We start from the raw sequence: 23,331 nt of genomic DNA, 5'->3' as shown, positions 1-23,331 counted from the left end.
CCGTGAACGCCGTCAGGTAGCCGGGACGGGCCGCAATGTCCGCCGTCGAACCGGGTCCACTCCCACGGCGTCAGCCAGCGGGGCGAGAGCACTCCGGTAGGTGGCGCTGACCCAGGTGTTGAATGTCGTCACCTTCGTCCGAGACCTGCGGGAAAACCCCGGGGCGACGTAGAGGCGCGCGGCAGCCGACGTCCCGAACTGGCGCAGCGGCACGGGCTGGAGGTCCTCGATGAGCCGCTCGACGTGTTGCGCGGCCCGGGGGTGATGAACCGGCCGGGGTGCGGGGTCATGGCGTGGGATCTCTCCCGGTCAACGTGGGAGGTGTGGGGGGGCGGGAGAGGCCGGACGCGCTCCGTCGGCCGCCGGTGGAGCATGCCCGGCCCACCCTCCGGGATGTCAGTCGCGGCCGGCACCGGCCTGAGCGGACACCCCGGCCCACTGCTCCCAGGTCTTGAGGCGCTCCGCGTAGAGCGGCTGGACGACCTGGAGGGGCACCGAGCCGAAGAAGACGCGCAGCGGCGGGTTGTCGGCGTCGACGACCGCCAGCAGGGCCGCACCGACGCCGGCAGGGTCGGGCATCGGCATGTCGGCGAAGCCGGCGTTGACCGCGTCCCGCACGCCCGCGTAGGCATCCAGGGGTGCGGAGTAGGCGGAGGAGGCGGCGAAGTCGGTTCCGAACGCGCCTGGCTCGACGATGGTGACCTTGATGCCGAAGCCCGCAGCCTCTTGGGCGAGGGACTCGGTGAGTCCCTCAAGGGCGGCCTTGGAGGCGCTGTAGGCACCGGTGGTGGGGAAGGGGGCGACGCCCAGCATGCTCGACAGCATCACGATGTGACCCCCGGCCTGCGCACGCAGGTGCGGCAGGGCCGCCTGCGTCACCCACAGGGCGCCGAGCACGTTCGTCTCGAACTGGCCGCGGATGTCGTCCTCGGTGATCTCCTCGACCATGCCGAAATGCCCGTAGCCGGCGTTGTTGACCACGATGTCCAGACGGCCGAAGTGCTCGTGGGCCCGATTGACGGCCTGCGTTGCGGCGGTCCTGTCAGTGACGTCCAGGGCCAGGGGCAGGACCGCATCGCCGTGGGCGGCGACCAGTTCGGCCAGGGAGTCGGTGTCGCGGGCGGCGGCGGCGACCTTGTCGCCGCGGGACAGGGCGGCCTCGGCGAACCGGCGGCCGAAGCCGCGGGAGGAACCGGTGATGAACCAGACCTTGCTCATGACGCTGTCCAGAGATTGACGCTTGGTCTACACAGGAGACCATACATCAAGCTGAGACTGAGTCTCAAAATGAGGCTGCGTGTAGACTGCGCGACATGGCCGCTTCCTCGAAGACCCCACAAGGTGCCCCGGCGCCGTCCGCGCTGCGCGATCGGGTCCGTCTGGCGATGCAGGACGAGGTGAGGGCCGTCGCCTTCCGCCTCTTCGCCGCACAGGGCTTCGAGCACACGACCGTCGGACAGATCGCCCAGGAGGCGGGGCTGTCGCGCGCGAGCTTCTTCCGCTACTTCGGGACCAAGGAGGACGTGGTCCTCGGCAACACCGACGACCTGGGCACCCAAGTCGCCGCCGCGCTGGAGGCCCGACCGGACACGGAGAGCCCCTGGCAGTCCCTGCGCCGTGCCTTCGACGTCCTGACCGACATCCACCGGAACGCGCCCGAGCAGGCCATGGACTTCATGCGCCTGCTCAACCAGGCCGACGCCCTCAAGGCCCGCCACCGCGACAAACGCCACCAGTGGCAGCCGATGCTCGTGCCCGAGACCTCCCGTCGGCTCGGCATCGACCCGGCGGCCGTCGACGACCCCCGGGCCCTCGCCCTGGTAGCGGCCGCCCTCGGCTGCCTCGACGCGGCGACCGACGTATGGATGACCTGCGAGGGCGTGACCGACCTCGCGGTGATTCTCGACCGGGCCATGAGCGCCCTGATGCCATAGCTCCAGCCCTCGCACGCCAGGACACCGCAGGGCAGCCGCGGCGACGACCAAGAAACCCTGAAAGTCGCATCCCGGTGATCGGATGTCGGATTCCGATGCCGGGTTGACGTCTGCCGCAAGTACCACAAAAGGTCTGTGAGCGTGCCTTGACATGGATCGTCAAGCGGCGTTCACAGCCCCTTGCCAGTGTCTGGGGACGATGAGGGTGCACGCGTAGGCGGGGGTGGACGCGGCCGGCCCTCCAGGCGCGGCGCGGAAAGGCCGCCGGCGCGCGATGCGCCGACCGAGCAGCCACACAACGGGCATGAGGTCTCATTGGCGCGCATCCTGGAGGTATGTCCAAGCGGGACCCTAAGCTCCGTCGGTGACCAGCAGTAGGGAGCCAGCCGTGGCAGGCATACCCCCGGATGTCTGGAAGAGGGAACTCGACCGCTCGCACGACCCCAGGCGCGAACCCGGGCCGATCAACCTGCAGCGGTACACCTTCGTCCCCACCTACGCCGGCATCGCCACGTTCTCCGGGGTGCCGCTGTGCCTCAACCAGGACGATCTGCGCGCCGGCCACGTCGATGTGGCGATCCTCGGAGCGCCGGTGGACATGGGCCTCGGACATCGGGGGGCCGCTTACGGGCCGCGCGCGCTCAGGGGCGACGAACGGATTCTGCCCAACACGCCGAAGGCGCTGGTCAATCCCAGCACGCGCATCCGGCCGTTCGACGAGCTCACGGTGGTCGACTACGGCGACGCCGCGGTCGACCCCTTCAGCATCGACAACTCGATGGAGCCGATCCGCGCACTGGTCCGGGAGATCGCCGAGACCGGTGCGATCCCGATCGTGCTCGGCGGGGACCACTCCATCCTCTGGCCCGACGCCGCTGCCCTGGCCGACGTGTACGGGTCCGGCAAGGTCGGAGTGGTCCATTTCGACGCACACCCGGACTGCCACAACGACATGCTCGGCCATCTGGTCACACACGCCACACCGATTCGTCGGTTGATCGAGGACGAACACATACCGGGGCGCAACTTCCTCCAGATCGGCCTGCGCAGCGCGATGGCACCCGACGACGAGTTGTTCGGCTGGATGCGCGAGCACGGAATGCGCACGCACTTCATGGCCGAGATCGACCGCCGCGGATTCGATGTCGTTCTCCAACAGGCCATCGACGAGGCCTTGGACGGACCGGAATACCTGTACCTGTCCTTGGACATCGACGTGCTGGACCCGGCCTTCGCGCCCGGCACCGGCGCCCCGGAGCCGCCAGGTCTGACCAACCGGGAACTGCTACCGGCCATCCGCCGGATCTGCCACGAGACGCCCGTGGTGGGCATGGAGGTCGTCGAGGTCGTCCCGGACCTGGATCCCGGTTACACCACCACGATGAACGCCCGCCGGGCCATCTTCGAGGCGCTCACCGGTATCGCCATGCGCCGCAAGGGCCTGCCCGGCCCGGACTACCTGGACCCGGCCGTCTCCGGAGCGCCGTACGGTCGACATACATAGCGGCAACCAAAATAGGCCTTGATCCCGCCGACCATGAACTGGAACGCGAGTGTGGCGCCGAAGAGGCCGCCGCGCCGCATCATGACGGCCATGCTCTGAGAAAACAGATTCAGCCTGTCAGCCAGGCGGAGGCGCCTCGACGGTATGAGCGCCACGGCAACACGCACCGCGTTCAGCGCCGCGATCGGACCGGACGAGCCACTGCCGGTCGAGCCACTCGTGACGAGCGACGAAGAGCCACACGGATGCTTTGCTCAAAGGTCTGTGAACGCGGCTTGACTTGGATCAACAAGCCGTGTTGACAGACCATCGCACGCGGCCTGGGTAAGGGGCCCCGCCCTGGCGCTCAGAGGCCGGTCGGTTGGCTGGAGAGCCAGTCTGCGTGTTGATCACGCATACGGTCACGCTCCGCAGCCGTGGCGAGGATGACGTCTGCGCCGCCGTCGTAGGGATGGTGGATGCGTCGCAGTTCCGTGTCGGCGACGAAGACTTCGGCGAGCGTCTCGTCCGCGACGGCTCGCAACACCCCGTCGAGGCAGCCACGGTGCCACCGGCGCCGGTCGGCGTACAGACGTGTGTGCGTGTGGAACTCCGGGTTGGAGTCGTCCTGCTCCGACGCCGTCCACCAGCGGATGCCGTCGGGATGCAGTGTCTGTCGTGGTGTCGGATAGCCTGCTTGCCCGGTGGGTGTGTTCGACCAGTCCATGGTCACCACCAACACGTCTGTGCCTGCGAACAACTCGTCGAGGATCGTGTTGTACCGGTCCAGCACGATCGCGTACTCGTCCTCGGACTCCGGGTAGCGCTTCGAGTCGGGAAGGCTGTGGAAGCGCACCCAGCGATCCGCGAACCCTGTGCGAAACGTGTGAGCAAGTGGAGGACCCGGATGCCGTTCCCTCCACAAAGCCGCCAGGAGAACAGGGTCGATGGCGAAACTCCCTAGACCGGAGCCAGACCGATTGGACAGGAATCGCCGATCCCACCGTGGCCGTTGATGTTGATCCTGCGGTCAAGATACTGCCCGCGGTACCCGTCCGCCGCGCGGAACGTACGGCCCCCAAGGAAGGCCAGGCTTCACCCCGATCACGCTCCATAGGGTCTGTGAACGCGGCTCGGCATGGATCAAGCCGAACTTCCTGTGGATGATGACCGATGCGGCTGGGGTAAGGAGGCAACTCCGCGGCCCGTGGCAGCACAGGCTGCCTGAGTCGGCGTCAAGCCAAGTACCCCGTTCGAACCGACACGCGCCACAGCGGCTCCCGCCGAGGCACCTTCGCTGGCCTCTGTGACGAAGTGGTCCCGGGCCGTGGCCACCCCCCTTCCTTGCACGCGATCGCCCGCGCACGCCGAGCGTCGCCGTGTCACCGTCGAACCGCGAGGCCGCGGCCCCGCCGAGCCGCCGAGCCGCAACCGCCGGGCCGAGAGGAACGGGAGAGTCGCGGACGGAGAGCGGGGGGAGGACCATCGGAGTCACGGAGGCAAGGTGGTGGCTATGGGGACGCCGTCGATGCATTTCAGCGAGAGTCCGGAGGATCCGTTCGCCCTCGGGCATGGCGCATCGGCCGTGCTCGACGATCACGGCACAGTGGTCGGCTGGAGCACACGTGCGCAGGAGCTGCTGGGCTACCCGGCCAAGGAAGTGATCGGACGGGCGTGGCAGGACCTCCTGGTCGACACCTCCGACCTGCCTGTCGCGCGGTCCGCCGTCGTGGAGGCCATGAGAGCGGGGGGCTGGTTCGGGGTCCTGCCCATCCGGCACCACGACGGACGGCGTGTGGAGATGGGTTTCCGGGCCCGTGCGATCACCCGCGACGGAGATCATCAGGAGTGGTTCCTGGTCGGTGCCCCTGCCGTGGAGGTCGTGGCCTGGCAGCGGGACCGTGCGCTGCTGGACGGCCTGTACCACCGGTCCCCGATCGGTCTGGCCATCCACGGCCCGGACAGGAAGGTGATCAGGATCAACCGGGCGATCCAAAAGGCGAGCGGCATCACGGCCGACGCGCCGGTGGGCCGTCTTTCCGGTGAATTCCTGGTCGCCGAGGACGCGGGTCCGGCCGAGGAGCGGGTACGCCACGTCCTGGAGACCGGCGAACCGTTGATCTTCACGGAGCAGTCGGCCCGGACCCGCCTTGCTCCCGGCCAGGAACGGATGGTGTCCGTCTCCGCGTTCCGGATGGAGGACTCCTCGGGCCGGGTTCTCGGCGTGGCGGAGACGATCGAGGATGTGACCCAACGTTACCGTGCCCGACGCAGGCTCACTCTGCTGGCCGAGGCGAGCGCCCGGATCGGAACCTCGCTGGACGTGACGCAGACGGCCCGGGAACTGGCCGAGGTGGCCGCCCCCGGCCTGGCCGACTACTGCTCGGTGGACCTCCTGAGGCCGGTGACAGTCGGTGACGAACTGCCGTCGGATGTGGCAGGTGCGCTACTGCGAGTGGCTCTTTCGCCCCCGGAACCCCGGGTCCCTTACCAGGAGGGCGAAGTGGTCCCGCTCCTTCCGGAGTCTCCGCAGGCGCGGTGCCTGGCCGAGCGCGGCCCGATTCTCGAACGACTGCTGTCCCTGCGCCCCGAGTGGTACACCATGGACCGGCGGCGGATCGAGGTCGCCTTGGGTCTCGGCGTTCATTCCCTGATCGCGGTGCCCCTGATGGCACGCGGCCAGATACTGGGCGTGGTGAGCCTGTGGCGAGTGCGTCATTCGGAGCCTTTCGAGGACGACGATGCCACCGTGGCCCATGAGCTTTCCTCGCGTGCGGCGGTCTGCATCGACAACGCGCGCCGCTTCACCCAGCAGCAGAGCGCCGCTCTGACTCTGCAACGCAGTCTGCTGCCGGGCGCGGTGTCCGATCTGCCGGCCGTCGAGGTGGCCTGCCGGTACTTTCCGGCGAGCGGTGAACCGGGCATCGGTGGTGACTGGTTCGACGTGATCCCGTTGTCAGGGGCCCGAGTCGCCCTTGTCGTGGGAGACGTGGTCGGCCACGGAATCCACGCCGCGGCCTCGATGGGGCGCCTGCGTGCCGCCGTACGCACCCTGGCCAGCCTCGACCTGGAACCGGACGAGGTGGTGGCCCGGCTGGACGATCTGGTCAGTCTGCTCGCCGCCGAGCTGGAGACGAACGCCGAGGGCAACCAGTCGGCGATCGAGCAGATGCTCGGGGCCACCTGCGTCTACGCGGTCTACGATCCGGTCTCCCGGAAATGTTCCCTGGCACGCGCCGGCCACCCGGCACCCCTGATGTCCACGCCCGACGGCGAGGTGACCGTGCTCGACCTGCCCGCAGGTCCCCCGCTCGGCCTGGGCGGACTCCCCTTCGAGACGTACGACCTCGACCTCCCCGAGGGCAGCCTGCTCACGCTCTACACCAACGGCCTGCTGGAGGCGCGCGACGGCGACATCGATGCCGCGCTGGAGAACCTGCGCGAATGTCTCGCCCACTCCGCCGATCCTCTGGAGCGCACCTGCGACCGCGTGGTCGAAGCGCTGCTGCCCACGGACCGCCGCCCCACCGACGACATCGCGCTGCTCATGGCGCGTACCCGGGTACTGCCGCCGGAGAATGTCGCCACATGGCAGCTGCCTCTGGAGGCGACCGCCGCCGCCCGCGCCAGGGAGCTGACCACGGCGAAACTGGCCGAATGGGGGCTGTCGGAAATGACCTTCACCACCGAGCTGGTGGCCAGCGAGCTCGTCACCAACACCTACCGGTACGCGGAGGGCCCCGTGACCCTGCGCCTCATCCGTACACAGTGCCTGGTCTGCGAGGTGTCCGACAGCAGCCACACCTCCCCTCACCTGCGAAGGGCTCTCAGCACGGACGAGGGCGGACGCGGGCTCTTCCTGGTCGCGCAGCTCACGGAGCGGTGGGGCACCCGCTACACCCACGACGGCAAGACCGTTTGGACGGAGCAGCCCCTGCCGCCCTCCTGACCACCCGCGGCCTCCACGACTTCCACGATCATGCCCACCCGCGGCCCCCACGACTTCCACCATCACGCCCACCGCGTTGACGGGACGACCCTCACGCAGGGTGCACCGACCCCTGCGGCTCCCGCGCGACGGTCGGCCCGTGCCGAAACCCGCGAAGGCATGCTGAAGCGCACAGTTGGGCAGTGTGACGTGTCACAGACAACGCGGGCGCCACTGTGGGAACTTCAAGTGCTCTTCCTGCCGGCCGAGTTACTGAAATCCGGGAACTGGCGAGAGGGGCGGCCCGCATGTGGAGAGGATCGAATGCGCTCTTTGGAAGCCCTGACGCTTGATCAGGTGGTCGACACGGCCCGCTATCCCCTGTCCGAACTCGCGAGCGCCCGGGGACAGGGCGTGGTTTCCCGTGCCCGGCACGACCTGTCGACTCAAGGCTGCACCGTACTGCCGGACTTCATCCGCCCCTCGCTGCGCGATGTGCTGCGGCAGGAGTGCTCGGCCATCGCCCCCCGGGCGTACCACGACGTCGAGACGGTGAACGTCTACAACATCGCGGTGGACTCGGCGCTGCCGGAGGACCATCCGGGCCGGAGGACCTTCGAGCGGGGCAACGCGTTCGTCGCGCGGGACCGCGTCCCCGCGGACTCTCTCATCAGCCGGCTCTACTCCGACACGGTGTTCCGGCAGTTCATCGCCCACTGCTTCGAACTGCCGGAGCTGCACGAGCTCGCGGACCCGCTCTCCGGGCTGGTTCTCAACGTCGTCGCGCCGGGCATGGAGCACCCCTGGCACTTCGACACCAACGAGTTCACCGTGAGCATGCTCACCCAACAGGCGCAGGCCGGCGGCGACTTCGAGTACTGCCCGAACATCCGGACCGAGCGGGACGAGAATTTCGACGACGTCCGGGACGTGGTGGACGGCCGGGGCGAACGGCTGACCCGGCGCCTCCCCCTGCAACCGGGTGACCTCCAGTTGTTCAAAGGGCGCTACTCGCTGCACCGAGTGAGCCCGGTGCGCGGCCAGGTCGCGCGTCACTCCGCGATATTCGCCTACAGCGAGCGCCCCGGCGTCATCGGGAGCGCGGAACGGACCCGGCAGCTCTTCGGCCGGGTGCTGCCCGAGCACCTGGCGGCCGAGGGCCGCGCGGTCCGCGGCGACCGGCTCCTGGACTAGTGCCGCAGCAGGCGACAGCGGGCGACGAGAACGCGTAGTCGCCGTAGGCAGTTTCCCCCTGCGCGATCCCACGGAGGAGTAAGCCCTGTGCGTTTCGACGTGACCGGAAAAGTCTCACTCGACCACATCTACGACCAGCCCGATCCGCGAGCCTATTTCAGGGCGCTGCGCCCGCTCGACTACGGCGTTCCGCAGCAGGCCAAGCCCTACTTCGCCAAGTTCATCACGGAGTACCGGGAGTCCCGGCGCGTCGCGGTGCCGCAGGTGCTGGACATCGGCTGCTCGTACGGAATCAACGCAGCCCTGCTGAAGTACGACACGACCATGGACGAGCTGTACGCGCGCTACGGCGACGAGGAGCGCGCGGATGAGAGCCGCGAGGCGCTGCTGGCCCGCGACCGGGAGCTGTCCCGGTCACGCCGACCCCCGCGAGCGATCCGCTTCGTCGGCCTCGACACCTCAGGCAGCGCGCTGTCCTACGCTCTCGAGGCCGGGTTCCTCGACGACGTGGTCCACGCCGACCTGGAGAAACACGAGCCCACACCGCGACAGCGCGCCCGGCTCGCGGGGACCGACCTGGTGATCTCGACGGGCTGCGTCGGCTACGTCACCGAGCGGACCCTCACGCGAGTCGTCCGGGCGCAGGGCATCCGCCGGCCCTGGATGGCGCACTTCGTGCTGCGGATGTTCCCGTTCGACTCCGTCGAGGGCGCGTTGGCGGATCTGGGCTACCGGACCGTCCGCGTCGACGAGGTGTTCAGACAGCGGCGGTTCGCCTCCCCGCAGGAGCAGGCTCTCGTACTCGACGGGATGTCGGCCGCAGGGGTGGATCCACGAGGCCTGGAGGCGGAAGGCTGGCTTTACGCACAGCTCCACCTCTCCCGGCCGTACGACATCACAGGTACCGACGATCCGAATCGAGAACAGAGTTGAAGAACAGTCAGGATGCGTCAGGCAACGCGACGTTCGCCCAGGAGGACAGCCTCCCGCGCGTACCGCTGCCTACGCTGGACGCGAGCTGCGAGCGGTTCCTCGCCTGGTGCACGCCGCTGCTGAGCGCCGACGAGCGGTCGGCGACCGAGGCGGAGGTCGCCGCCTTTCTCCGGCCCGGCGGCCCCGGCCGGGTGCTGCATGCCGCGCTGGAGGAGTACGACACCGCGGAGGGCGTGCACAGTTGGCTCGACACCTTCTGGCCGTACCGGTACCTGGGCCGCCGGGACCGGATCGCGCTCAACGCCAACTTCTTCTTCCTTTTCCAGGATTCCGGCCAGGCGCAGGTGGAGCGCGCCGCCGGGCTCGTCGCCGGGGCCCTCAACTACAAGCGGCAGCTCGACCGGGGGCTGATTCCGCCTGTGGTGCAGCGCGGAGCACCTCAGTCGATGGTGCAGAACAAGTTCCTGTTCTCCACCACGCGTATCCCCGGCGCTCAGCAGGACACCGTCCGTGCCCCTCACACCGAGGAGTGGCCGGGCCCGTCCGAGGCCAGGCACGTCGTGGTGTTCTTCCGGGGCGGCATGTTCCGGCTGGACGTGCTGGGTCCGGACGGCGTCCCGCACAGCCTGGACGACATCGAGGCGGGGCTGCGCGCCGTGATGAAGGCCGACCCGGCCGGCGCGGACACCTCGGTGGGCCACCTCACCACGATGGCCCGCGCGGAGTGGGCGGCCGCCCGGGAGTCCCTTCTCGCCTGCCACCCCCGCAACGCCGACGCCCTCGACGATGTCGAGACCGCGCTGTTCTGCGTCGCTCTTGAGGACTTCGCGCCCGCCGACGTCCAGGACGCCTGTGACCAGCTGCTGTACGGCGACCGAGGCAACCGCTGGTTCGACAAGGCCGTGACCTTCGTCGTCTTCGCCGATGGACGGGCGGGCATCAACGTCGAGCACTGCGAGCTGGACGGGACCACGATCCTCACCTTCACCGACGCCCTGCTCGACACCCCGGCCGAGGAGCAGTCCCGGCAGTCCGGTGCCCGCTCCCAGGGGGTGCCTGCGCTGGAGCCGATCGTGTTCGCACTGGACGACGCGCTGCGGGACCAGGCGCGCTCCGCCGCCGACGCGTTCGCGGCCTACGGGGCGAACACCGCGACCAGCACCTTGTCGTTCGCGGACTTCGGCAGCAGCGCGGCCAAGGTGCTGGGGGTCTCGCCGGACGCGTTCGTCCAGGCCGCCTACCAGCTCGCCCACCAGCGCGCCAAGGGGCACTTGGGCGCCACGTACGAGTCGATCGCCACCCGGCAGTACCGGCACGGGCGGACCGAGGCGATGCGCGTCGTCACCGCGGAGATGGTGGCCTTCGTGGCCGCGATGGAGGACCCGGCGACGGACGCCGACGCCCGGCGCGCCGCGTTCCGGGCAGCCACCCAGGCCCATGTGGCGCGCGCGAAGGCGTGTCAGGCCGGGCAGGTGCCGGAGCAGCACCTGTGGGAGCTGGAGCTGATCCAGCGCCGGCGGGGGGCCGAGCTCGGGGTGACCGAGCAGCCCGCGCTGTACCGGACACCGGGCTGGCTGACCATGCGGGACGACTACCTGAGCACGAGTTCCGCGCCGTCCGTCAATATCCAGCACTTCGGCTTCGGGTCGACCAGCAGCCAGTGCATCGGCATCGCCTATGTGCTGCTTCCCGATCGGTTCAACCTCTACCTGAGCACGCCGTTGGAGGTCGCCGCGCAGATGCGGACGTTCGCCGACCGGCTCCGGGAGGCGATGGACGACCTCCGGGAGCTGCTGGCATCCGAGCGGTCCGAGGACTGAACGACCCGGCCGCCGGACCGGAACTCCCGCTGGGAGACCACGGTCCGGCGGCCCTGGCTTCGTTCGAGCCGCGACGCCTCGGTGGATCTACTTGATGCTGTCGGCCATCGCGCCACCGCCGGTGGCGAGACCTCCGTGCGGGCGCGACGCGGTGAACGGAGGCGTGTCCCGGGTGCAGTTCGCTCCGACCGGCGGCAGGGTGCCGTCGATGATGTAGCGGCTCTCGTACCCCTGGACGCAGCTGCTGGGGTTGAGCAGAGCGGTGTGCCCGTACCCGTTCAGGGTGAGCAGGCGTGAGGAGGCCAGTTCTCGGCCCATGGCCTTGGCGTCCCGGATGGGGGTGGAGGGGTCGTAGGTGGGGTTGACCAGCAGGATCGGGTGCGCGGTGGGCGTGTTCCACGGGCCGGTGTAACGGTTGGCGGCCACGGCCGGCCAGGTCGCGCACGGCTCGGCGGCCCAGGTCCAGAACCGTCCGAGGTCACCCGCGCGGGCGGCGGCGAACGCCTCGAACCGGTGGTAGGCCAAGGGATTGCGCGGCTCGGGGCTGTCGGAACAGCTCACCGCGCCCCCTTGCTCGATCCCCGCGTACGGATACGGGATCGGCGGCGGGACGGCGGCCGGCGGCTCCGGGGTGCGGCCCTCCCACAGGTCCTGGAGCGTTCCGCCGAGGTCCGTCCAGCCGGGATGGACGACATAGAGGGCGTTCGCCACGGCGTCGACGGTCGCGGCGTAGGTCCACGCGCCCACCGGATGCTTCCGCAGGCGCAGCGTCAGCTTGTCGAACTTGCTCCGGGTCGCTTCCGGGCTCCCGGCGGAGAACGCGCAGTGGGCCGTGCCGGCCGAGCCGCACAGGGTGAGGAACCGGTCGAAGGTCGCCGCCGCGCCGACGTCGGTGCCCATCCGCAGGAAGAGCGGCAACTTGGGGTCGCCGGTGGAGTTGTGGTCCGTCCAGGCCTGCGGGTCGATGTTCCCGTCCAGGACCAGGGCGCGGACCTTGCCGGGGAACATGTTGGCGTAGGTGGCGCCCAGGATCGTCCCGTAGGAGATGCCCAGGTAGGTGAGTTGCGGGTCGCCCACCGCCCGGCGGAGCAGATCGAGGTCCTGGGCGGTGTCGGCGGTCGAGACGTGGCGCAGCAGCGCGGGGTCACGCTTCTCGCAGAGCCGCCCCAGTTCGGCGTACGCGCTGATCCAGGTCGCCCGCTCCTTCTTCCCGACCGGGAAGCCGATCGGCTTGCTCTCAGCCCAGGCGGCGGCCTTCTCAGGGCTGCCGAAGCAGTTCACCGCGGTGCTGTAGCCGATGCCGCGGGGATCCCAGCTGACGATGTCGAACCGCTCCCGTACCTCCTTCGGGAAGAACTCGTAGTCCTGCGGCATCTGCACCTTTCCCGGTCCGCCGGGGCCGCCGGGGTTGAAGAACAGGGAGCCGAGGCGCGGTCCTGGGCCGGTCGCCTTCCGTTTGACGACCGCCAGCTCGATGGTGCGGCCGCCCGGGTGCCGGTAGTCCAGCGGTGCTTTCACGGTCGCGCACTCGAACGGACTGCCCGGGACGCAGGGGGTCCAATCCAGTTGCGGGACCGGCACCTCGGACAACGGCGCGGCGGCCTGTGCGAGGGCCGGCACGGTGGCCGTCGTCGAGCAGACGATCGCCGCGGCGACGGCCACGGCGAGGCGTCGGTGGGCCGCCAGGCGTATGGATATCAGCATGTCTGTCCTTCCGTGCGTCGTGGCTGAGCGCCCGACACCGGAGAGCCTGCGGACGTCGGCTCGCATCAGCATCAACATCACCGCGGCCCGTCGGGCCCGCAACCCGACAGGGCCGAATGCATCGATCGGCGGTTTTCCGGCGGACGGGCCCGGGTTCGGCCGGACCAAGTCCTCAGCCGTGCCCGGGAGCTACGTCCGTGGACATGCCGCTCGCAGCGCCTCGCCGAGCCGGGCCGGTGCCTCGGCCAGTGAAGGGCCGTACCAGGTCAGCAGGCGGCCGTCGACGAGGGCGCAGGGTGTTCCGGGGAAGGCTTCGGGGCCGTCGTCGGCGGTGAAGCGGTACGGCTCGTCGGGCAGCACAACGAGGTCCGCGCCCCTCGCGGTCAGCTCCGCGACGGGGACGCGGGGGTAGCGGTCCTCGTGGTCGGCGTACGCGTTGTCGACGCCCAGCCTCGCCAGGACGTCTCCCGCGAAGGTGTCCCGGCCCAGCACCATCCAGGGCCGCCGCCAGACCGGCACGATCGCGGTCCTGCGGCCGGCCGGAGCGGGCGGCTCGGCCCACGCGGCCTCCGCCGCGTCCAGCCAGCGCGGACGACCGCGCGCGCCGCAGGCTTCGAGGACCCGGTCCAGTTCGCGGAAGGCCTCCGGCACGTCCCGCACCTCGGTGACCAGCACCTCGATCCCCGCGGCGCGCAGGGCGGCCAGGTCGGGCTCCCGGTTCTCCTCCTCGTTGGCGACGACGAGATCGGGCGCGAGCCGTACGACGGCGTCGACGTCGGGGTTCTTCGTGCCGCCGATCCGGACGACGTCCAGGTCCGCGGGGTGGCTGCACCAGTCGGTCGCGCCGACCAGCGCGGCGGGCACGGACACGGCCACGGCCTCCGTCAGCGAGGGCACGAGGGACACCACGCGCATGCCCGTCCGCCTCTCCGCCGCCGTACGCCGTTCCGGTGTCCCGCCATCCTCTCCCGGGCCGGCTCCGGCCGCCCCGTCACCGGGCCGCCTGTGCTCCTCGTCGCCCGGGCGTCTCAGAGCCGGCCGAAGCTGTGCCGGTCCTCCACCGCGTCGATGTGGTCGGCGACCTCGACGACGACCACCCGGGTGTCCGGCACGGTGGCTCGCCAGCGGTGGCGCACGCCGCCCGTCAGGTAGAGCGTGTCGCCGCGCCCGAGCCGATGGGCCCGGCCCTCCGCCTCGACCTCGACTCCCCCGTCGGCGACGTACATCAACTTGTCGTTGCGGTGCTGGAGTTCGCGGGCCTCTTCGTGGTCGCCGGTGAACTCGGTGGCGTGCAGTTGGTGGTGACCGCGCACCAGCGGGCGCGCCTGGGCCTCGGGCGTGAACTCGGCCCCGGCGTCGGCGCGCACTACGTCGACGCTGCACGCCGGGTCGGCGGCGGCGAGCAGGTCGGCGGCCGTGGTGCCGAGGGCGTCGGCGACCCGTTCGAGGGAACTTCTACTGGGCCGCGCCCGCTCGTTCTCGACCTGGCTGAGAAAGGGCACCGACAGGCCGCTGCGCTCGGCCACGACGGCGAGGGTGAGGCGCAGTGCCCGGCGTCGTCGCCGTACGGCCGCACCCACTCGAAGGGGCTGTTCTTTGTGGTCGCCCATCGCTCCGGCTCCCTCCCTCGCGTCGTCGGGTCCGCGAACCGCCCGGTTTTCCGGCCCGCTGCTTCTGCTGAGTTGTTTGCACCCTACGCATGTTCGGCAAACCGTTTCATGGACCCGTCACATCGCTGTCACTTCGAGGGAGTGTGAGGGTTACAGTTCGCGCCACCGCGCGAGCCGTCGCGCGCCCGGCGCCGCCACCGCTTCGTACGGGGCGAAAGGGCCGATCACGAGGGCGGGACACCCGCCGGGATCCGTCGGCGGGCCCGCTCGTGTCCTGAAGTCCGCCTCCCCGGAGCGCAGTTGGCGCATCGCGTCACGCCGGGGCGCACGGTGGTCCTCGCGTTCGGGGGTCCCCGCGCGCACGGTGCTGATGTGCGACGGGTCGGCGGGGCGCCGCCCGAGGACGGCAGGTACCGCGGAACCACGGCCGGCGGCCCGGCCCGAGAACGCTCCGGGAGGGGGTGGTCACCGGCCGCGGCACGGTTGTCCGGATCTCTCTCGTACGCCAGTACGCGGCCACCGGCGTCGTCGCCCGCGCGTGCGGGCCGGCGGCCGCCCCGGGCGGGGAGGAGTCCGCGCCCGCCGGGAGACGCGGCGAGGGGTGGTTCTCGTCGTACGGGTCAAATCGACCGTGACGACGAGGACCACCCCTCGGGATGAACCGCGCACCGCCCTCAGGGGGCGGCTCGCCTACTGCGGAGTCATGCGCCGGACCATGTCCGGGTGCTCCTTGAGCCACGCGGCGACGGCTTCCTCCTCGTGCCCCTGACCGCGCTGCTCGACCTCGCCCTCCAGGCCGCCGAGTTCGGACTCGCTCATCCTGAAGTTCCTGATCCACCTGGTGAGTTCCGGGTACTGGCCGGGGAACTTCTTGCCGGCGACGGTCCGGATCGTATTGCCCTCTCCGAACAGCTTCCTGTCGTCGGTGAGCTTGGTCAGCCGGTACTGGCTGTACGCCCAGTGCGGCGACCACAGGACGACCGCGACGGGCTCCTTCTTGGCGTACGCGCGCTTCAGTTCGGCCAGCATCGCGGGCGTGGAACCGTCGACGACCTCGTACTCCTTGTCGAGGCCGTAGCCCGGAAGCACCTTCTTCTTGAGGAGGTTCATCTCACCGGTGCCCGGCTCGATGCCGATGATCTTTCCGCCGAAGGTCTTGGACCTGCCCTTGAGGTCGGCGAGGGACTTGACGTCCTTCACGTACGAGGGGACCGCGATCTCCAGGGAGGTCGGCTTGTACCAGGTGCCGAGGTCGCTCAGGTCGTTCTTGTGCTGATTCCAGTAGTTGGACTGGGCGTAGGGCAGCCAGGCGTCGAAATTGAGGTCCAGGTCGCCGGAGGCCAGGCCGGTGTAGACCGGGCCGACGTCCATCTGCTTGAGGTTGACCGTGTAGCCGCGCCGGGCCAGTACGTTCTTCCAGAGGTAGGTGACGGCGACATCCTCGTCCCAGGGGAACCACGCGACGTCCAGCGGGCGCTTCGCCTCGGCCGGGGCGGCGGCGGAGCCCTTGACGGGGGCCAGCGCGCCGACGACCGAGGGGTTCTTCTTCAGCCAGGAGCGCACGGCGTCCTGCTGCCCGCCCTTGCCGGCCTTGTTGATCTCGGCCTCGAGGCCGGTGAGCTGCTTCTCGGTCAGCCGGAAGTCCTTCAGCCACTTCCCGACGACCGGGTCGTCCTGCGCGAAGCCCTTGCGGGAGAGCGTGTGCACCCCGTCGCCCTTGCCCCAGGCGCCCTTCGGGTCCTTGAGCTTCTTCAGCTTGTACTCGCTGTACGCCCAGTGCGGCGACCAGAGGGTGGCGACGATCGGCGCCTTCTTCGCGTATGCGCGCTTCAGCTCGGCCAGCATCGCGGGCGTGGAGCTGTCGACGACCTTGTACTCCTTGTCGAGCCCGTACGCCTTGAGCACCTTGTTCTTGAGCAGGCCCATCATTCCGGCGCTGGACTCGATGCCGGTGATCCTGCCGCCGAACTTCGCGGCCTGCCCCTTGAGGTCGTCGAGGGAGTCGATGCCCTTCATATAGGCGGGCACGGAGAGCTCAAGGGACGTCGGGCCGTACCAGGAGCCCAGGTCGTCGAGCTGCTTGCCGTACTTCTTCCAGTACTCGGCGTGCGTGGTCGGCAGCCAGGAGTCGGTCTCGAAGTCGATGTCACCCTGCGCGAGCGAGGTGTAGAGCGGGCCGGCGTCGAACTGCCTGGCCTCCACCCGGTAGCCGCGCCGCTCCAGGATCTCCTTCCACAGGAACGTGGAGGCGACGCCCTCGTCCCAGGGGATGTAGCCGATGGTGACCTTCTTGCCCTGCCCGACGTCCTGGCCGTCGGCCGCGGTGGCGGGCGTGCCCGCGCCGCCGAAGACACCCATGCCGCCCGCGACCAGGGCGAGGACGACGACCCCCACCAGGGCGACCGCGGGACGGGGCCGGTACGACCAGATCTTCAGGCCCTGCGCGGCGCGTGCCCGGGCGGCGGCGCGGCGGCCGAGCGGGGAGACCTGGGTGCCGAGCGCGCCGGTCATCCGGTCGAGGTAGATCGCGAGGATGACGATGGCGACGCCGGCTTCGGAGCCGAGCCCGACGTTCAGCTGGCCGATGGCCTCGTTGACGTCGCCGCCGAGGCCGCCGGTGCCGACCATGCCGGCGATGGCGGCCATGGACAGGCCCAGCATGATGACCTGATTGACGCCCGCCATGACGGTGGGCAGGGCGAGCGGCAGCTGGATGCGCAGCAGGGTGGCGCGCGGGGTGGTGCCGAACGCGTCGGCGGCCTCGACCAGTTCCTTGTCGACCTGGCGGATCCCCAGCTCGGTCATACGGACACCGGGGGCCAGCGCGAAGATGAGGGTGGCGACGATGCCGGCGGAGGCACCCGTGCCGAAGAACAGGATCGCCGGGATGAGGTAGATCATCGCGGGCAGCGTCTGCATGAAGTCGAGGACCGGCCGGACGACGGCGCTGACCCGGTCGGAGCGGGCCGCCCAGATGCCCACGGGCACCGAGACCACGAGCGCGATGAGGGTCGCGACGAGGACCAGGGAGAGGGTCACCATCGCGTCCTCCCACAGTTCGAGGGAGTCGATGAAGGCGAATCCCGCGAAGGTGAGCAGGCCCGCGGAGGTGCCGCGCAGCCAGAAGGCGATGACGGCGAAGATGCCGGCGAGGAGCAGCGGCTGGGGCGCCTGGAGGACCGCGTCGATGCCGTCGTAGGTGCCGGAGAAGACGGCCTTGAGGAAGTCGAAGAGCCACGCCATGTGATTCAGCAGCCAGTCGACCACGCCGTTGACCCAGTCGCCGAAGGGGATCCTAGGCATGGGCCTTCACCCCCTTGTCCCGTCCGCCGGGACATGGGCCGGAGACGGGACGCTCGTCGCCGATGAAGGCCACGAGCCGCTGCCGCGGGACGACGCCGACGAGGGCGTGCTTCTTGTCGAGGACGGCGACCGGGTGCGGGAGGCGGGCGCTGATCGCGCAGAGGTCGACGAAGGGGGTGTCGGGCGTGGCGGTCTCGCAGGAGCAGTCGGCCTCGTCGCCGCGCAGGTCCGTGTCCATGACGGCGCCCGCGGTCAGCACCCGCGAGCGGTCGACGTCCTGGGTGAAGGAGGCGACGTAGTCGTCGGCGGGCCGGACGAGGATGTCCTCGGCGGTACCGGTCTGGACGATGCGGCCGTCGCGCATGACGGCGATGCGGTCGCCGAGACGCATGGCCTCGTTGAGGTCGTGCGTGATGAAGACGATGGTCTTCTCGAGCTTCTTCTGGAGCTCGATCAGCTGGTCCTGCATGTCCCGGCGGATCAGCGGGTCGAGCGCGCTGAACGACTCGTCCATGAGCAGCAGATCGGCGTCGGTGGCGAGGGCGCGGGCGAGACCCACGCGCTGCTGCATCCCGCCGGAGAGTTCGTCGGGCCAGGACTTCTCCCAGCCGGCGAGTCCGGCGAGTTCGAGGGCCGTGGCCGCCCGTTCCCGGCGCTCGGCGGCCGGTACGCCCTGGACCTCCAGGCCGTAGGCGGCGTTCTCCAGCACGCTGCGGTGCGGGAACAACGCGAAGTGCTGGAAGACCATGCTGATCTTCCGGGAGCGGACCTCGCGCAGCTCGCGCGGGCTGAGCGCGGTGAGGTCCTGGCCGTCGAAGCGCACGTGTCCCGCGGTGGGCTCCAGCAGTCCGTTGAGCATCCGCAGCAGTGTGGACTTGCCGGATCCGGACAAGCCCATGACGACGAAGATCTGCCCCGGCTCCACCGTGAAGGACGCGTCGATCACGGCGGCGGTGGTGCCGTCGGCGCGCAGTTCCTCACGGTCGGCCCCCTGGCGGAGCCGCTCCACGGCCGCTTCCGATCGTCTTCCGAACACCTTGTACAGATGGTCGGCCTCAAGCCTGGATGACACAGGTGCCTCTCGTCGTGGCAGGGGAGCACGTGGAACGGACGGTTTCGGTGTTCCCGGCTGCCGGTGACGGTTGAATACGTTCAATACGCAACCGAGTTCGTTCAGAGGCCGCGCCTGCCCACGCTTACACGGAGCAAACACGGGAGTGGTCCAGGTCACTGTCAGTGGCGTACGGCATGATGCGGGACGTGACTCAGCAGACGCGACGACTCATGCTCCTCGACACCGCCTCGCTGTACTTCCGCGCCTACTTCGGTATGCCGGAGTCCGTGAGGGCCCCGGACGGCACACCGGTGAACGCCGTGCGCGGACTGCTGGAGTTCATCGACCGGCTGGTCAAGGACCACCGCCCCGACGGCCTGGTGGCCTGTATGGACGCGGACTGGCGCCCGCAGTGGCGGGTCGACCTGATCCCGTCGTACAAGGCGCACCGGGTCGCGGTGGAGACCGAGGCGGGCCCGGACGAGGAGGAGGTGCCGGACACGCTCTCGCCGCAGGTGCCCGTCATCGAGGCCGTCCTGGACGCGCTGGGCATCGCGCGCGTGGGCGTCGAGGGGTACGAGGCGGACGACGTGATCGGCACGTTCACGGGGCGCGCCACCGGCCCGGTCGACATCGTCACCGGCGACCGTGACCTGTATCAACTCGTCGACGACAAGCGGGAGGTGCGCGTCCTGTATCCCCTCAAGGGCGTCGGCACGCTCCAGCTCACCGACGAGGCCTGGCTGCGCGAGAAGTACGGCGTCGACGGTCCGGGGTACGCGGATCTGGCGCTGCTGCGCGGCGACCCCAGCGACGGGCTGCCCGGAGTGCCCGGCATCGGGGAGAAGACCGCCGCCAAGCTGCTCGCCGAGTTCGGCGACCTGGCCGGGATCATGGCCGCGGTCGACGACCCGAGGGCCAGACTGACCCCCTCGCAGCGCAAGCGGCTCGACGAGTCGCGGCCGTACCTCGCCGTGGCGCCGACCGTCGTCAAGGTGGCCGGGGACGTGCCGCTCCCGGAGGTGGACACGGCGCTGCCGCACGCCGCGCGCCGTCCCGCCGAGCTGGACGAGCTGGCCGCGCGCTGGGGTCTGGGCGGCTCGCTGCATCGTCTGCTCACGACACTGGAGGCATAGGTGAACACCTCTTGCGTGTCCGATACCGGTTCATGGATGGTTACCGCACCGGAAGAGGTGCTAACTTAGGTTAGCCTAACCATGTGAACAGGAGGCAGTCATGGCAGAGCGCCCGGAACGCAAGCCCCGGAAGCCCCACTCCGCGAAGGTCGTGCGGACCGAGCGGCTGACCCCTCACATGCAGCGGGTGGTGCTGGGAGGCGACACCCTCGCGGACTTCGCCACGAACGGCAGAACCGACCACTATGTGAAGCTGCTGTTCGGCCCCGCGGGCGTCACCTATCCCGAGCCCTTCGACATGGAGCGCATCCGCGAGGAGTTCCCGCGCGAGGACTGGCCGGTGACACGGACGTACACCGTGCGCGCCTGGGACCCCGAGACACGCGAGCTGACCCTGGACTTCGTGGTGCACGGCGACGAGGGACTCGCCGGGCCGTGGGCCCTTCGGGCGCGGCCGGGCGACGTCGTCCGGTTCATGGGCCCAGGCGGCGCCTACGCCCCCGACACGAGTGCCGACTGGCATCTGCTCGCCGGCGACGAGAGCGCGCTGCCCGCGATCGCCGCCGCGCTGGAGTCACTGCCCGACGCCGCCGCGGTCCGCGCCTTCGTCGAGGTCTCCGGGCCCGAGGAGGAGCAGAAGATCGACTCCGACGCCGAGATCGTCTGGCTGCACCGCGGCGACCGGCCCGTCGGCGCGGTCCTCGTGGAGGCCGTACGGGCGCTGGAGTTCCCGGAGGGCCGGGTGCACGCGTTCGTGCACGGCGAGGCGGCCTTCGTGAAGGAGCTGCGGAAGGTGCTGCGGGTCGAGCGCCAGATCTCGCGCGAGGACCTGTCCATCTCCGGCTACTGGCGCCTCGGCCACAACGAGGACGGGTGGCAGGCCGCGAAGCGCGAGTGGAACGCCCAGGTGGAGGCGGAGCAGGAGGTACCGGCCTGACGGCCGGACCCTTCCCTGCACCTCGCCGAAGGGCGGGTCGCCTCACCCGAAGGCAGGTCGCCTCACTGGAAGACGGGCCGCCTCGCCGGAAGGCGCGTGGCCTCGCCGAAGTCTGGTCGCCTCACCCGAAGGCAGGTCGCCTCGCCGGAGGCCGGGTCCGCGGCAGGTCGGCCCCACCCGCGCGCATGCGGGAGGCGGGCCCACACACACGTACAGGAGGCGGACCCGCACGTTTGCGGGTCCGCCACCTCCTGACATGTGTGCGGGTGCCGTTGGTCCGGCAGTCGCCCGCCCGAGGGGCTAGACCGAGCGCTGGTACGACCGGAAGGTGCGGATCGACAGCCAGACCGCCGCTACCGCGAGCACGAGCAGCGCGCCCGTCCGGCTGAGCACGCCACCCCAGTCGGGATGTGCGGACATCGCCGAACGGCCCGCGACCATGGCCCAGTTGAGCGGGTTGAAGTCGGCGATGTGCCGGATCCAGCCCGGCATCCGGGACGGTGCCATGAAGGCGCTGGAGAGGAAGGTCAGGGGCAGCAGCAGGAAGGTGTTGATGCCGATGATCGACTCCCGCTCCTGCACCAGCATGCCGAGCGCGTTGGAGAGCGCTCCGAACACCGTGCCGAGCAGCACCGAGGCGAGGACCAGGATCGCCACGCCGCCGACGCCGCCCGGGTATTCGGCGCCCCCGGCAAGTCCGAGCAGGACGATGACGACCGACTGGAGAGCGGTGATCAGGCCGTTGTTGACGACGTTGCCGTTCATCAGCGCGGCCCGGCTGACCGGGGTGGTGAGGAACCGGTTGAGCGTGCCCCGCTGGATCTCCTCCAACGTGCCCATGCCGGCCCACATGTTGGAGCTGAGGGCGCTCATCACGACGACGCCCGGCACCAGATAGTCGAGGTAGGAGGCGGTGCCGAAGCCGCCGAGTTCGACGACGTTCTTGAAGAGGCCGCCGAACAGGAAGAGCCAGATCACCGGCTGGATGAGGGTGATGATCGCGTAGGCGGGCTGGCGGGCGAACACCATCAGCTGACGTTGTGTCATGTACCAGGTCTGGGACACTGCCGTGCTCATCGGGCACCTCCGGCGAGGACGAAGGAGCCGGCGCCGTCCGCCACGGCTTCCGAGTAACGGCGGCCCGCGTGGCGGAGATAGACGTCGTCGAGCGAGGGGCGGGCGACGGTCGCGGCGGTGACCTTGACCCCGGCCCGCTCCAGGGCTCCGAGCAGGGCAGGCACGGTGGCCCCGCCGTCGTCGGCCCGGACGCTGATCCGGCGTCCGTCGAGCAGTACCTGATGCACGCCCGGCAGTGAACCGAGGATGCCCTCCAGCAGCGTACGACCGGCTTCGCCGACCGCCTCGCTCAGTTCCACATGGACGGCGTCGCCCCTGAGTTCACCCTTCAGTTCGTCCGGGGCGCCCTCGACGACGACCCGTCCGCGGTCGACGATGGCGACGCGCCCGGCGAGCCGGTCGGCCTCTTCGAGGTAGTGCGTGGTGAGCAGGATGGTCAGGCCGTCGTCGCCGGCCAGCCGGGCGATCTCGTCCCACATCGCGCCGCGGGCCTCGGGGTCGAGTCCGGTGGTGGGTTCGTCGAGGAAGAGCACCTCGGGGCGGTGGACCAGACCGAGGGCCACGTCCAGGCGCCGCCGCATTCCGCCCGAGTACCCCTTGACCGGGCGCCGCGCGGCGTCGGCGAGGCCGAACCGCTCCAGGAGTTCGTCGACCCGGCGGTCCAGGACCGCACCCTTGAGGCCGTAGAGCCTGCCCTGGAGGCGGAGGTTCTCGCGGCCGCTCGCCACCGGGTCGGCGCCCGAGCTCTGGGCGACCACGCCGATCGCGCGCCGCACCCGGTCCGGGTGGCGCAGCACGTCGTGGCCCGCGACGGTGGCGGTGCCCGAGTCGGGGCGGGCCAGGGTGGTGAGGATCTTGACGGTGGTGGACTTGCCGGCGCCGTTCGGGCCGAGAAGGCCGAAGACGGTGCCCTGCTCGACGGTGATGTCCAGGCCGCCGAGCGCGGTGACGTCACCGGAATAGGTCTTGATCAGCTGACGCGCCTCGACCGCGGGCGCACGTGTATCAGTCATGACGACTGCTCTCCCAAGTGAGCGGATTCCCGGCATGAAGCCGGGTGATCTCGGATTCCCGAGTGATCTCGGGAAACTGCCGAGCCGATCCGCGTGAAGAGCGCCGGGCTATCCTGGGTGTGCCGCACCTCGATCGCCTGGAACTGCCTCACGGCGGATTCGGTTCGGGGTTCGAGACCCTGGCGGGACTGGTGCAACAGTCCTG

At 70.0% G+C, this 23,331-nt stretch carries 17 protein-coding genes; 8 read left to right on the top strand and 9 right to left on the bottom strand.

Annotation, left to right across the window (positions count from 1 at the left end; all coding sequences use genetic code 11):
- Positions 1 to 396: 396 nt before the first annotated feature.
- Positions 397 to 1,218 (bottom strand): SDR family NAD(P)-dependent oxidoreductase, encoded by an 822-nt coding sequence (locus ABZV42_RS20745; protein ID WP_355984531.1) that lies wholly within the window; start codon positions 1,216 to 1,218, stop codon positions 397 to 399.
- Positions 1,219 to 1,313: 95 nt separating this feature from the next.
- On the opposite strand from ABZV42_RS20745, the gene ABZV42_RS20740 reads away from it, so the two are divergent.
- Both ABZV42_RS20740 and ABZV42_RS20735 read left to right on the top strand, forming a co-directional pair.
- The gene (locus tag ABZV42_RS20740; RefSeq protein WP_355984530.1) at positions 1,314 to 1,934 is read left to right on the top strand and encodes a TetR family transcriptional regulator; all 621 of its coding nucleotides are present in this window, start codon (positions 1,314 to 1,316) and stop codon (positions 1,932 to 1,934) included.
- 388 nt (positions 1,935 to 2,322) lie between these two features.
- Positions 2,323 to 3,438, top strand: a complete 1,116-nt coding sequence (locus ABZV42_RS20735; RefSeq protein ID WP_356053063.1) for an agmatinase family protein — start codon at positions 2,323 to 2,325, stop codon at positions 3,436 to 3,438.
- 346 nt (positions 3,439 to 3,784) lie between these two features.
- Here the strand turns inward: ABZV42_RS20735 and ABZV42_RS20730 are convergent, their stop codons facing one another.
- Positions 3,785 to 4,273: a hypothetical protein gene (locus tag ABZV42_RS20730; protein ID WP_356053062.1), complete on the bottom strand. Its 489-nt coding sequence runs from the start codon at positions 4,271 to 4,273 to the stop codon at positions 3,785 to 3,787.
- Positions 4,274 to 4,930: 657 nt separating this feature from the next.
- Between ABZV42_RS20730 and ABZV42_RS20725 the strand changes: the two genes are divergently transcribed.
- From ABZV42_RS20725 to ABZV42_RS20710, 4 genes are all read left to right on the top strand, one after another.
- Positions 4,931 to 7,366 (top strand): SpoIIE family protein phosphatase, encoded by a 2,436-nt coding sequence (locus ABZV42_RS20725; RefSeq protein ID WP_356053060.1) that lies wholly within the window; start codon positions 4,931 to 4,933, stop codon positions 7,364 to 7,366.
- Positions 7,367 to 7,669: 303 nt separating this feature from the next.
- Positions 7,670 to 8,539, top strand: coding sequence for an arpA protein (locus ABZV42_RS20720; RefSeq protein ID WP_356053058.1), 870 nt, complete (start codon positions 7,670 to 7,672; stop codon positions 8,537 to 8,539).
- Between the two features lie 87 nt (positions 8,540 to 8,626).
- Positions 8,627 to 9,472 carry a class I SAM-dependent methyltransferase gene (locus ABZV42_RS20715; protein ID WP_356053056.1) on the top strand — a complete coding sequence of 282 codons (846 nt, stop codon included), beginning with the start codon at positions 8,627 to 8,629 and terminating at the stop codon, positions 9,470 to 9,472.
- The gene (locus ABZV42_RS20710) at positions 9,469 to 11,292 is read left to right on the top strand and encodes a choline/carnitine O-acyltransferase (protein WP_355984524.1); all 1,824 of its coding nucleotides are present in this window, start codon (positions 9,469 to 9,471) and stop codon (positions 11,290 to 11,292) included. Before ABZV42_RS20715 ends, ABZV42_RS20710 begins: the two co-directional genes overlap by 4 nt.
- Positions 11,293 to 11,379: 87 nt before the next feature.
- Here ABZV42_RS20710 and ABZV42_RS20705 read toward each other — a convergent pair whose 3' ends face one another.
- From ABZV42_RS20705 to ABZV42_RS20685, 5 genes are all read right to left on the bottom strand, one after another.
- The gene (locus ABZV42_RS20705; protein WP_356053054.1) at positions 11,380 to 12,996 is read right to left on the bottom strand and encodes an alpha/beta hydrolase; all 1,617 of its coding nucleotides are present in this window, start codon (positions 12,994 to 12,996) and stop codon (positions 11,380 to 11,382) included.
- A 189-nt stretch (positions 12,997 to 13,185) separates the two neighbouring features.
- On the bottom strand, positions 13,186 to 13,911 hold the full coding sequence (locus ABZV42_RS20700) for a helical backbone metal receptor (RefSeq protein ID WP_355984522.1): 726 nt from the start codon (positions 13,909 to 13,911) through the stop codon (positions 13,186 to 13,188).
- Between the two features lie 113 nt (positions 13,912 to 14,024).
- Positions 14,025 to 14,606, bottom strand: coding sequence for an XRE family transcriptional regulator (locus tag ABZV42_RS20695; protein WP_355984520.1), 582 nt, complete (start codon positions 14,604 to 14,606; stop codon positions 14,025 to 14,027).
- Positions 14,607 to 15,296: 690 nt separating this feature from the next.
- The gene (locus tag ABZV42_RS20690) at positions 15,297 to 17,909 is read right to left on the bottom strand and encodes an ABC transporter permease/substrate binding protein (protein WP_355984518.1); all 2,613 of its coding nucleotides are present in this window, start codon (positions 17,907 to 17,909) and stop codon (positions 15,297 to 15,299) included.
- Positions 17,902 to 18,981 carry a glycine betaine/L-proline ABC transporter ATP-binding protein gene (locus ABZV42_RS20685; protein ID WP_355984517.1) on the bottom strand — a complete coding sequence of 360 codons (1,080 nt, stop codon included), beginning with the start codon at positions 18,979 to 18,981 and terminating at the stop codon, positions 17,902 to 17,904. The genes ABZV42_RS20690 and ABZV42_RS20685 overlap by 8 nt, the downstream gene beginning before the upstream one ends.
- 179 nt (positions 18,982 to 19,160) lie before the next feature.
- Between ABZV42_RS20685 and ABZV42_RS20680 the strand changes: the two genes are divergently transcribed.
- Both ABZV42_RS20680 and ABZV42_RS20675 read left to right on the top strand, forming a co-directional pair.
- Positions 19,161 to 20,099: a 5'-3' exonuclease gene (locus ABZV42_RS20680; protein ID WP_356053126.1), complete on the top strand. Its 939-nt coding sequence runs from the start codon at positions 19,161 to 19,163 to the stop codon at positions 20,097 to 20,099.
- A gap of 100 nt (positions 20,100 to 20,199) precedes the next feature.
- Positions 20,200 to 21,036, top strand: coding sequence for a siderophore-interacting protein (locus tag ABZV42_RS20675; protein WP_355984515.1), 837 nt, complete (start codon positions 20,200 to 20,202; stop codon positions 21,034 to 21,036).
- A 300-nt stretch (positions 21,037 to 21,336) separates the two neighbouring features.
- On the opposite strand, the gene ABZV42_RS20670 is transcribed toward ABZV42_RS20675, so the two are convergent.
- Together ABZV42_RS20670 and ABZV42_RS20665 are read right to left on the bottom strand one after the other, a co-directional pair.
- On the bottom strand, positions 21,337 to 22,113 hold the full coding sequence (locus tag ABZV42_RS20670) for an ABC transporter permease (RefSeq protein ID WP_355984514.1): 777 nt from the start codon (positions 22,111 to 22,113) through the stop codon (positions 21,337 to 21,339).
- Positions 22,110 to 23,126, bottom strand: a complete 1,017-nt coding sequence (locus ABZV42_RS20665) for an ATP-binding cassette domain-containing protein (RefSeq protein WP_355984513.1) — start codon at positions 23,124 to 23,126, stop codon at positions 22,110 to 22,112. Before ABZV42_RS20665 ends, ABZV42_RS20670 begins: the two co-directional genes overlap by 4 nt.
- Between the last annotated feature and the right edge of the window lie 205 nt (positions 23,127 to 23,331).

Source organism: Streptomyces sp. NPDC005281 (assembly GCF_040607495.1).
Taxonomy (GTDB): domain Bacteria; phylum Actinomycetota; class Actinomycetes; order Streptomycetales; family Streptomycetaceae; genus Streptomyces.
Note: the sequence above shows the minus strand (reverse complement) of the source record. Positions and strands in the feature narration are given on the sequence as shown.